Here is a 10,318-nt window from a genome sequence, read left to right on the forward strand (position 1 = left end):
CGGCCGCCGTGTGGGTGACAGCAGGTCAGATCGCGCCGACCTGCCCTGCGTCGCGCGACCACACGACCGGGAACAGCGGGTGGTCGAGCGGCGCGCCGTCGGCCAGTTGCGCCGCGAGCCCGGGGAAATCGGGCGAGGTTTTCCAGCGGCGCGGCGCGTGGCGGACATCGTCGCCGACGAAGCGGATCGAGAACGCGCGCCGGCGGTTCTGCGTGCCGCCCGACGCATGCAGCGTCAGCATCCGGAAGCACACCATGTCGCCGGGTTCGAGCGCCCAGTGGCGAATCGGGAACGCCGCGCGGTCGGCTTCGATGTCGGGCAGGTCGGCGAGGCTGCCTTCCGGAAACCACTTCGCCTCCTTGTCCATGAACGTGCGCGGCATCAGCCATGGCCCGCGATGCGAGCCCGCGACGAATTCCAGCGTCGATTCGAGCGGCACCGGATCGACCGGAATCCACATGCTGACGTTGTCGTCGCCTTCGATGTTGTAGTACGGCTGGTCCTGATGCCACGGCGTGCGCTGCCGCGTGCCGGGCTCCTTCACGAGCAGGTGGTCGTGATGCAGCCGCACGTGGTCGGTGCCCATCAGCGCGGCGGCGACCGACGGCGCCGGCGAGCGCACGATGAAATCGCGATACGCGTCGTTGTGCTGCCAGTTGCAGAAATCCTCGAAGAACCAGCCGGGATCGTCGGGCCGGCTCGCGACTTTCGCGCGTTCGCTCGGCTGCGCGAGGTTCGCGTCGATGCCGGCCCGCAGCGCGGCCACTTCGTCAGGCGAAAAAATGCCCTTGATGCAGACCGCGCCTTCCTCTCGGAACGCGGCGATCAGTTCGGGCGTCACGGCTTGCGCGACGCGCTCCTGGATACTCGTCATGGTGTGCCTGTCGATCGAATGAGTCACGGGGTCACGGTGCCGAAGTCAGTTGCTGCTTCGCGCCGTAGATGTCGAAGTCGAAGTATTTCGCGGCGATCTTCTGATAGGTGCCGTTCGCGCGAATCGCGACGATCGCGTCGTTCAGCCGCTTCTTCATGTCGGCGTCGCCCTTGCGGATGCCCATCGCGACGCCGTAGCCGGTGATCCGCGCGTCGGTCACGTCCGGCCCCGCGAACGCGTAGCCCTTGCCGCGCGGCGTCTTCAGGAACGAGTAGCCGGCCTGCGTCTTGTCCTGGAAGGTCGCGTCGAGGCGGCCGTTGACGAGATCCTGATACACCTGGTCCTGGTTCTGGTACGAAACGATCGTCACACCCCTGGTCGCCCATTCGGCCTTCGCGTACGCCTCCTGCGTCGTGCCCTGGTCGATCCCGATGCGCTTGCCGGCGAGCGACGCGGCGGTCGGCAGCAGCTTCGAGCCGACCGGCGCGACGAGCGCGCCCGGCGACGCATACAGCTTGTTCGAGAAGTCGATCTGCTTGAGCCGCTCGTCGGTGGCCGTCATCGCGGACATGATGACGTCGAACTTGCGTGCGCGCAGCGCCGGGATCATCCCGTCGAAGCCCTGCTCGACCCACACGCACTTCGCATGCAGTTGCTCGCAGATCGCATTGCGCAGGTCGATGTCGAAGCCGGCGAGCGAGCCGTCGGGCTGCTTCGCCTCGAACGGCGGATACGTGGGGTCGATACCCCAGCGGATCGTCGACGTGTCCTGCGCGAACGACGCGAGCGGCGCGAACGCCAGCGCGGTGACGAGGCGCTTTGCGGTGCGGTTCATGGCGGGTCCTTGTGAGTCTCGACGCGGCGGGGGATGCCGGCGTACGGTGGAAGCGTCGCGACGGGAGGCCGGCGCGGGGTGCGAAAGACGAGGGACTTCGGTGAAATTGCGATGCAGTCTAGACTGCTTGATTTTTGAGCGCAAGCGGGGGAATCAAGAATAGAAAGGGGCAGAGGCGGCCGCGAACCCGAAGGCCGGCACAGCGCTTGATTTACCGCCATCCAGCCGGGAATTTCGAGCGTTTACCCTATGTGACGCGCATTCGCCACGGAGCGTATTTCCTCGGATATTCGCCGAACGGCGATGTCTATGCAGGCAATCAGCGTAGCGCTTTCCGAATGCGGTTCCCGCCGTTCCCGCAACGCACCCTATACTGCTCGTTGAATATGCGCCAGGCGCCTTCAAACCCCGCAAAACACCGCCCCCAAATCCGGCGAAACCGCGATTGCCCACGGCGCCCGGCCATGTTAAAAGTCGCCGCACGCATTTGAAAATGAAATGCGCGATTCCACAGAAGTGCAGAAATGAATAGACCCCTGTTCGACATCGACCTGCTGCGCGCGCTCGTGATGGTCGCCGACTGCGGCAGCTTCACGACGGCATCCGCGCGCCTGCATTCGACGCAGTCGACGGTCAGCCAGAAGGTGCGCCGGCTCGAGGAAATCGCCGGTCACCGGCTGCTCGACCGCGGCACGCGCGACGTGCGGCCGACCGACGCGGGCGTGACGGTGCTCAGCTATGCGCGGCGCATGCTCGCGCTGAACGACGAGATGCTGGAGGCGCTGTCGGGCGCGACGGTCGCGCTGACGATCCGGCTCGGCGTGCCCGACGATTTCGCGGCGGGCCGCACGACGCACGCGCTCGCGGCATTCAAGCGCGAGCACCCGCAGGTCAAGCTCGAAGTGACGTGCGGGTTGAGCCGCGACATCAGCGCCGCGTACGATCGCGGCGAACTCGACCTCGTGCTGATCAAGCAGCGGCGCGACAGTCGCGAGGCCGTCGTGCGCTGGCCGGAGAAGCTGCGCTGGATCGACAGCGCGAAGCATCCGTCGATCGATCTCGATCCGGTGCCGATCGTCGTGTTCCCGCCGCGCGGGCTCTATCGCGACGACATGATCAAGGCGATCGAGGAGCGCGGCCGCCGCTGGCGGATCAGCTTCACGACGTCGAGCCTGAGCGGCATCCAGGCGGCCGTCGCGGACGGGCTCGGCATCAGCGTGCTGCCCGCGCGCGTGGTGACGGACGAGCATGTGGTGCTGACCGCGAAGCAGGGCTTCGCACCGATCGAGCACATGGACATCGCGATCCTGCACCGGCCGACGGCCGACCCGATGGTCAGCGAGCTGACGAAAGCGCTCGCGGCGATGCTGGAACTCGAAGGGCGGTAAGCGCAGCGGAATGCCAACGGCAGCGGCGCACAAGGGCGCCGCGCACCACACGCGTCAGAACAATCAGAACATCGTGTTGCCGTTCGCGGCCTGCTCGGGCACCGGCTGGTTGACGTCCCAGTGCTCGACGATCTTGCCGTGTTCGAGCCGGAAGACGTCCATGATCGCGCTGCCGCGCGTGCCCGGTTCGCGCACCGCGTGCACGTGCAGGATCACGTAGTCGCCGTCGACGAACGAGCGCTTGATCTCGCTGTGCGACTGCGGATATTTGTCGCGCAGGAACGCGACGAACTTCCGGAAGCCGTCGCGCCCGTCGGCCGCGTTCGGGTTGTGCTGCACGTAGCGATCGCCGACATATGCGAGCGCGGCGTCCGCATCCTTCTCGTTCAGCCCTTTCTCGTAGAACGCCAGCACCGTGCGCCGGTTGGCTTCCTGTTGCGCGTCGGCCGGACCGGCCGCCACCGCCTGCGCGGCCGTCACGGCGAACAGGGCTGCCGCCATCCCTCGTGCGGCCCGTGCCGCGGTCATGCGTCGCATCGTCGTCTCCCCGGAAATCCGGCTGAAAACCGGATCATACCGGGGCGACGTGGCACTCAGACCAGCGCGCCGTCGCGCGCGACGATCTTCCCGGACGATACGACGAGGCGCCGCACCGGCCGCGCGACGACGGCCTCGGCGAACGTCAGCGCATCGACGAGCACGACGTCCGCGCGGCTGCCCGGCTGCAACCCGTAATCCGCGAAACCGCAGCCGCGCGCCGCGCCGTGCGTCACGCAGTCGAGCGCGACTTCGAGCGCATCGTCGCGGCGGAAATCGTTGCGCATGCCGATCAGCATCGCGCGTTCGAGCATGTCGGGCGAACCGTACGGCGTCCACGTGTCGCGCACGCCGTCGTTGCCGCCGATCACGATCACGCCCGCCGCGCGGCACGCGGCCACCGGCGGCACCGGCACCGCCGCCGGCGCGGTCGTGACGATCGCGACGCCGAGCCCGGCCATCCGCGCGAGCAGCGCATCGCGCTCGCGTTCGGCGATGTCGCCGAGACAGAAACCATGGCTGATCGTGACCTTCCCCTGCATGCCGTGCGCGGCCGTGCGCTGCAGGATCAGGTCGAGCGAATACGCGCCCATCGACCCGCGCTCGTGCAGATGGATATCGAGCCCGCACCCGTGGCGATCGGCGATCGCGAACAGCACGTCCACCGCCTCGACCGGATCGCCTTCGATCGCACACGGGTCGAGCCCGCCGAGCAGGTCGGCGCCGGCGCCGAGCGCGTCGGACAGCAGCGCATCGGTGCCCGGCCGCTTGAGCACGCCCGATTGCGGAAACGCAACGATCTGGATCTCGACCTGCCCGCGCAGCGTCTCGCGCGTCGCGAGCACGCCGTGCAGATGACGCAGCCCGGCTTCGGTATCGACGTCGACGTGCGTGCGGATGCGCGTCGTGCCGGCCGCGAGGAACGCACGCGCCAGCGCGAGCGACGCGGTGCCCGCGTCATGGCCGCTCGTCGCGCGATAGTGGCGTTCGTTCTCGATGCGATCGACGAGGCGCGGCCCGACCTGGTTGCGATACCACGGCATCCCCCAGTGAGTCTTGTCGAGGTGCGTGTGGCCTTCGACGAGGCCAGGCAGCGCCAACGCGAGCCCGCCATCCTCGATCGCGCAGCCGGCCGGCGCATCGAGCGACGGGCCGACGCGCGCGATGCGATCGTCTTCGATCAGGATATCGAGCGCGGCGTCGGCGCTCGTGCGGACATTGCGAATCAGCAGGGTCGTCATGTTGGTTCCGGTGCGGTCGGTCAGTGCAAGGCGCGCGCGGCGCGCGCCGTGCCGTCGGTCGGGTGGATCAGCGCGTGAAGCGCAGCGACGGGGCGAACGGCGCGCCCGTATCGCTTTCGCCGCGGCGGAATACCCAGCGTTCGGCCGGCACGCCCGCGACGGCCGCCGCCGCATTCGGCGCGCGCACCGCGACGAAGCTCGCGTCGCAGCCGACCGCGATTCCATAGTTTTCCTTACCGATCGCGCGCGCGCCGGCGTGCGTCGCCATGTCGAGTGCGATGCCGAGCGCTTCGTCGGTGTAGAAGCCCGACCGGTAGCCGACCATCATCGCGCGCTGCAGCATGTCGCCGTTGCCGTACGGCCACCATGCGTCGCGAATGTTGTCGTTGCCCGCGAACACGTGCACGCCCGCGTCGCGCAGCCGTTGCACCGGCGGAAACGCGCAGTCGCCCGGCGCATTCGTCAGGATCGATACCCCGGCGTCGGCCAAGGCCGCCGCGGTGCGCTGCACGTCGTCGTCGCTCACTTGGCCCAGCGCGTACGCGTGGCTCACGTTCACGCGCCCGCCGAGCCCGGCCGCGCGCGTGCGCGCCGCGATCCGCAGCAGTTGCGCGATGCCTGTCTCGCCCGGCTCGTGCAGGTGGATGTCGATTTTCGCGCCGCGCTTCTCGGCGATGCCGAACACGATGTCGAGCTGGCCGTCCGCGTCGCCGTCGAGCGTCGTCGGGTCGATCCCGCCGACCACGTCCGCGCCTTCGCGCACGGCTGCATCGAGGATCTCGGCGGTGCCCGGGCACGTGATCACGCCGGCCTGCGGAAACGCGACCAGTTCGATGTCGACGATGCCACGCCATTGTTCGCGCGCGGCCATCACGGCCTGCAGGTTCGACAGGCCCGTCGTCGCATCGACGTCGACGTGGCTGCGCATCGCGATCGTGCCGAACGCGGCGGCCTGCGCGATCAGCGCGTTCGCACGCTCGACGATCGGCGGCGCGGCCGCGAGCCGGCGCTTCTCGACCGCGAGCCGCTCGCGCAGCGAGCCGGCCGGTTCATGCGGCACCCAGCGATCGCCGACGAAGCTCTTGTCGAGATGGATGTGGCCGTCGACGAAACCGGGCAGCACGACGCGACCGTCGAGGTCGATCGTCTGCGCGCCCGGCGCGGCCGCGCAATCGGCGCCGATCGCGGCAAAGCGGCCGTCACGGACGACGAGATTGACGGGCTGGCCGCCGGCGTCGACGGCGTTGATGAAGAATCGTTCGGTCATGGCTTGGAATGTGGGGCGGTCGCGACGCGGCCCGGCGCGGACAGGGGAGGGAACCGCGACCGGCGCGGCGCGACCGTTGGCAGGGAATCCGGCCACGATATCGGACGACGCTGCGCGAGGCCAATTAAATGTCGCGATGCCGCGCATTCGATTTCGCGATGTGCGGCGCGGAGGTCCGCCGGGCCGGCCGCGACGGCGGGTGCGATCACCGTGGAAACGGCCGGCCTGTCGGCGGTCGCGCATCGTCGGCACACGGCGCCCGGAAACCGCGTCGCGCCATCGCCACCAGCGGGCTTCGACGCCCGCCCCAGCGGCGATTTACGCGGCAACAGACTTTACACGTTGTTACCCGGCCGCACCGGACGCGCATCCGGCCATTCCTTATACTCACGCCGAGTTCGCCACCCGTGACGGGAATCCATCGGCGGACACGTTGCCGATGCAGGAAACATCATGATGCGCATGCCTTCCACGAAGACCGTTCTGTTCGCCTCGCTCGTCGCCGTGGCGGCGCTTCCGCTCACCGCCTGCGTCGCGCCGGGCTACTACGGCGCGCAGCCGGGCTATCCGCAACAGCAGCAATACGCGACGCCCGGCTATGCGCAGCCCGCGTATTCGCAACCGGGCTACGTGCAGCAGCAACCGGCGTATCCGAACCAGGTGCCGCAACCGTACGACCAATACGGCAACCCGTCGCAATACGGCTCGCAGCCGTATGACCAGTACGGCAATCAGCAACAGCAATACGCGAACCCGTACGGCACGCAGTACGGCACCGTGTCGAACATCCAGCCGGTCAACGGCTCGGTCGGCCCGTCGGGCGTGGCCGGCACCGTCGTCGGGGCGCTGGTCGGCGGCCTGGTGGGCAACCAGTTCGGCCGCGGCCACGGCCGCGATGCGGCGACCGTGATCGGCGCGCTCGGCGGTGCGGTGGCGGGCAACCAGATCGGCCAGCAGATGGGCGCCGCGCAGGGCCCGAGCAGCTACCGGATCGACGTGCAGGTCAGCGACGGCTCGATGCGCTCGTTCGACGTGCAGTCGCCGGGCAACCTGCGTCCGGGCGACCGCGTGCAGATCAACGGCAATCAGCTGTCGCGCTACTGATGCCGCCGGCGTGCGCGTGAGCGGATCGCGCGCGCCGGTCGAACCCGCGACGTCGGCCCCGCATGCGGCGCGACGTCGAAGTCACACGCGCTCGGCCCCGAGCGCGACGCGCGTCGATCGCGCGGCAGCCGGATTCCTATTAGGATAGACGCGATGCATCCGGCGGCCACAGCGGCGCGCCGGCCTGCACGCCCCTCAACCGGAACGCTGCCGATGACGATCACGATCCGCCTGCTCGACGCGGCCGATGCCGCCTGTTTCCGCGCCGTCCGCCTGCGTGCGGTCGATACCGCGCCCACGTCCTTCCTGCCGACGCTCGACGAAGAATCGCAGGTGCCGGTCGACGAATTCGCGAAGCGCCTCACGCCGACGCAGGTCCAGGCCGTATTCGGCGCGTTCGACGGCGACACGCTCGTCGGCATCACCGGCGTACGCCGCGATGCGCGCACGAAGATCGCACACAAGGCGACGATCTGGGGCGTGTACGTCGACGCCGCCTATCGCGGGCAACGCATCGCGCAGGCGCTGCTCGACAGCGCAACCGCGCATGCGGCGCACGCGTGGGGATGCCGCCAGCTGATGCTGTGCGTGAACGAGGTCAACCACGCCGCGGAGCGGCTGTATGCGTCGCAGGGGTTCGTGCGGTTCGGCACGGAGCCGCGCTCGATGTTCGTCGATGGCCGCTTCTACGACGAGCACTACATGATCAAGACGCTGGCGTAACGCATTCGCGTTCGCGTGCGGGCACCACCGGCCGCGCCGCACGCGAAGGTCGTCGCGTGTTTTATCTCCTCTATCTCACCGCTTGTCGGTGATCGTCGTGTTGACGATCTGTCCGGCGATTGTCACGTTCGCCAACGTCATCGCGCTTACGTTGAACGCATAGACCGGCCCTGGCGACGTGACCGTCGGCGTGCCTGACGCCACCGGCGTGCCGAAATCGCAGTTGCTGATCGTCACGCCGGAGATCGGCTGCACGGCCGGCGTCGGCGGCGTGCCGTTGTAGTCGAACGCGACCGGCCCCTGCGCGACGATCGCCTGGAAGCACGACGCGGTCACGCCATTCAGCGTCACGTTGCTCGCCTTCACGTCGGAGATCGTCACGTTCTGCACGACCGGCGCCCGCGTGCGCACCGCATCGTTCGCCGGCTGGTAGTCGCAGTCGAACGTGACGATGCCGCCCTGCGCGGCCGACGGATTGCCGGCCGACGGCGTGACGACGCCGAGCGGCACGCTCGCGTTGATCGGGCTGCCGGCGAGCAGCGCACTGCCGTAGCCGCCGCCCTTCAGCGTCAAGCCGTTCGGCAGCGTGACGCCCTTCACGTGGAAATCCTTCACGTAGCCGCCGCGGTTCATGTTGGTCTTCACGCGGATCGCGATGTTCAGCGGATTGGTCTGCCAGTTCGCGTTCAGCATCGACAGGTTGGACGCATAGATCTGCTCGACGCCGCCGCCCATCTCGCTGCCGAGCGTGATCCCGCCGTGCCCGCTGTTCATCGTGCAGTTGCGGATCAGGTGCCGCTTCGCGGGCCCGTATTCGGTGTCGCGGTCCTTGCCCGACTTGATCGCGATGCAGTCGTCGCCGGTGTTGAACGTGCAGTCCTCGCACAGCACGTCGGTGCATGCGTCCGGATCGAAGCCGTCGTTGTTCGGGCCGATGCTGTTGGTCGTCACGCCGCGGATCACGACGTTGCGGCTCGCGGTCGGATGGTGCTGCCAGAACGGCGTGTTCTGCGTCTGGTAGTTCGCCATCAGCACGTTGGTGCAGCCGATGAATTCGACCATGCACGGCCGCAGGTAGTGACCGAGGCCGAAGATGCGCTTCTCGACCGGCACGCCGGCCTCGGACAGCGCGGGCAGGTAGTTCTGGTCCTGCTGCCACGGCGTGACGGGCGATGTGAGCAGCGCATAGAGCGCGTCGGGAATCGCGGGCGCGACGATCCGCAGGTCGACGTTGTTCGGATTCGCGGTGTTCTGCGCCGGCACCGTCGCACCCGCGCCGTAGGCGCCCGACGAGCCCTTGTAGGTCCACCAGCAGACGCTGTTCGCGCCGCTGCCGGAGAACGGCGTCATCGCCTGTCCGTTGAGTACCGACGTCGGGCCCTCGCCGGTCAACGCGATGTTCGTCGCGTTGCGGGCATAGACGGGTGCGCCGTAGTTCAGGCAATCGTTCGCCTGCCAGCGGCTGTAGTACAGCCGGCCGTTCGCGCCGCAATCGACCGGGCCGTCCTTCGCGTAGTCGGCCGGGTTCGGGCTGAAGTAGATCGTGCAGTTCGCGCTCAGGTGGAACGTGACGTTGCTCTGCAGCACGATCGGCCCCGCGCAGTACCAGTTGCCGGACGGCACGACGACCCGGCCGCCACCTTCGCGCCGGCACGCGTCGATCGCCGCGAGAAACGCCGGGCGCGAATCGAAGGCGCCGGGCGCGGTCGTCAGGTCGGAACCGGGGCTGACCGGCGATTTCGCCGCCGGGTACGGCGACGTCTGCGCGACCGTCGCGCACGGGCGCGCGCCGTAGTGCGTCACGTCGAAGTCGCGGCCGTGCCGCGCGAGCCGCGATATGTGCGCGAGCGACGCGGCGATGCGCGCCGCCGCGCCGTGCTCGGCCCACACGAGATCGACCGCCGACGCACCGGGCGTCGTGCCTGCCGCCAGCGCCCGGGTGGTCGCCAACGGTCCGCCGAGCATCGCACCGCCGGCGAGTGCACCGGTCCAGCTGATGAAGGCGCGGCGCGATACCCGTTTCGACGCGGACGATCGGACGGATGAAGACGGACGGCGGCGATGAGCGGCCATGGGCACTCCTTCAGGGTAATGGGTATCGATGCGCCGGGTAGCGGATCACAATTTATACGTCGTCGTACTACATTGCGCAGTCTAGACGCGATTAGCGCAAGGGACGTATTTGTCGTTTACCCTGTTTTTATTGAATATATGCGGCATATGTGTGCGCACACTCACATTGTCGAGCGCGCCTTTAGAGATATGTTGTCGTATGTTTATGCGCAAAAACTACAAATTAATCCTCCGCCGCTAACGCTCTCCATCGGTACGCGCCCCCCTCCCGCCCAC

Annotated in this window: 9 protein-coding genes; 3 read left to right on the forward strand and 6 right to left on the reverse strand. The window is 68.2% G+C overall.

Features of this window, described 5'->3' with window-relative positions; genetic code table 11:
* Positions 1–25 precede the first annotated feature (25 nt).
* Both H0X95_RS20895 and H0X95_RS20900 read right to left on the reverse strand, forming a co-directional pair.
* Positions 26–874 carry a phytanoyl-CoA dioxygenase family protein gene (locus H0X95_RS20895; RefSeq protein ID WP_006485056.1) on the reverse strand — a complete coding sequence of 283 codons (849 nt, stop codon included), beginning with the start codon at positions 872–874 and terminating at the stop codon, positions 26–28.
* A 31-nt stretch (positions 875–905) separates the two neighbouring features.
* Positions 906–1,709 (reverse strand): ABC transporter substrate-binding protein, encoded by an 804-nt coding sequence (locus tag H0X95_RS20900; RefSeq protein WP_059722183.1) that lies wholly within the window; start codon positions 1,707–1,709, stop codon positions 906–908.
* 524 nt (positions 1,710–2,233) lie between these two features.
* On the opposite strand from H0X95_RS20900, the gene H0X95_RS20905 reads away from it, so the two are divergent.
* Positions 2,234–3,097: a LysR family transcriptional regulator gene (locus H0X95_RS20905; protein WP_006485037.1), complete on the forward strand. Its 864-nt coding sequence runs from the start codon at positions 2,234–2,236 to the stop codon at positions 3,095–3,097.
* A gap of 63 nt (positions 3,098–3,160) precedes the next feature.
* Here the strand turns inward: H0X95_RS20905 and H0X95_RS20910 are convergent, their stop codons facing one another.
* From H0X95_RS20910 to H0X95_RS20920, 3 genes are all read right to left on the reverse strand, one after another.
* Entirely contained in the window at positions 3,161–3,634 is a 474-nt protein-coding gene (locus H0X95_RS20910) for a nuclear transport factor 2 family protein (protein ID WP_034178492.1), read from the reverse strand.
* 56 nt (positions 3,635–3,690) lie between these two features.
* The gene (locus tag H0X95_RS20915) at positions 3,691–4,875 is read right to left on the reverse strand and encodes an amidohydrolase family protein (protein WP_006485045.1); all 1,185 of its coding nucleotides are present in this window, start codon (positions 4,873–4,875) and stop codon (positions 3,691–3,693) included.
* Between the two features lie 67 nt (positions 4,876–4,942).
* Positions 4,943–6,142 carry an amidohydrolase family protein gene (locus tag H0X95_RS20920; RefSeq protein ID WP_196446150.1) on the reverse strand — a complete coding sequence of 400 codons (1,200 nt, stop codon included), beginning with the start codon at positions 6,140–6,142 and terminating at the stop codon, positions 4,943–4,945.
* Positions 6,143–6,595: 453 nt separating this feature from the next.
* On the opposite strand from H0X95_RS20920, the gene H0X95_RS20925 reads away from it, so the two are divergent.
* Positions 6,596–7,246, forward strand: coding sequence for a glycine zipper 2TM domain-containing protein (locus H0X95_RS20925; protein WP_196446151.1), 651 nt, complete (start codon positions 6,596–6,598; stop codon positions 7,244–7,246).
* Between the two features lie 213 nt (positions 7,247–7,459).
* Positions 7,460–7,969 carry a GNAT family N-acetyltransferase gene (locus H0X95_RS20930; RefSeq protein WP_059722190.1) on the forward strand — a complete coding sequence of 170 codons (510 nt, stop codon included), beginning with the start codon at positions 7,460–7,462 and terminating at the stop codon, positions 7,967–7,969.
* A 75-nt stretch (positions 7,970–8,044) separates the two neighbouring features.
* On the opposite strand, the gene H0X95_RS20935 is transcribed toward H0X95_RS20930, so the two are convergent.
* Positions 8,045–10,042 (reverse strand): glycoside hydrolase family 28 protein, encoded by a 1,998-nt coding sequence (locus H0X95_RS20935; protein WP_196446152.1) that lies wholly within the window; start codon positions 10,040–10,042, stop codon positions 8,045–8,047.
* Between the last annotated feature and the right edge of the window lie 276 nt (positions 10,043–10,318).

This window comes from Burkholderia sp. 9779_493 (genome assembly GCF_015712215.1).
GTDB classification, from domain to species: Bacteria; Pseudomonadota; Gammaproteobacteria; order Burkholderiales; family Burkholderiaceae; genus Burkholderia; species Burkholderia cenocepacia.

Bases quoted from the DNA above. Each gene is read 5' to 3' on its own strand.
- H0X95_RS20910 (WP_034178492.1), bottom strand. From the start codon at position 3,634: ATGCGACGCATGACCGCGGCACGGGCCGCACGAGGGATGGCGGCAGCC.
- H0X95_RS20905 (WP_006485037.1), top strand. From the start codon at position 2,234: ATGAATAGACCCCTGTTCGACATCGACCTGCTGCGCGCGCTCGTGATG.
- H0X95_RS20920 (WP_196446150.1), bottom strand. From the start codon at position 6,142: ATGACCGAACGATTCTTCATCAACGCCGTCGACGCCGGCGGCCAGCCC.
- H0X95_RS20900 (WP_059722183.1), bottom strand. From the start codon at position 1,709: ATGAACCGCACCGCAAAGCGCCTCGTCACCGCGCTGGCGTTCGCGCCG.
- H0X95_RS20915 (WP_006485045.1), bottom strand. From the start codon at position 4,875: ATGACGACCCTGCTGATTCGCAATGTCCGCACGAGCGCCGACGCCGCG.
- H0X95_RS20935 (WP_196446152.1), bottom strand. From the start codon at position 10,042: ATGGCCGCTCATCGCCGCCGTCCGTCTTCATCCGTCCGATCGTCCGCG.
- H0X95_RS20925 (WP_196446151.1), top strand. From the start codon at position 6,596: ATGATGCGCATGCCTTCCACGAAGACCGTTCTGTTCGCCTCGCTCGTC.
- H0X95_RS20930 (WP_059722190.1), top strand. From the start codon at position 7,460: ATGACGATCACGATCCGCCTGCTCGACGCGGCCGATGCCGCCTGTTTC.
- H0X95_RS20895 (WP_006485056.1), bottom strand. From the start codon at position 874: ATGACGAGTATCCAGGAGCGCGTCGCGCAAGCCGTGACGCCCGAACTG.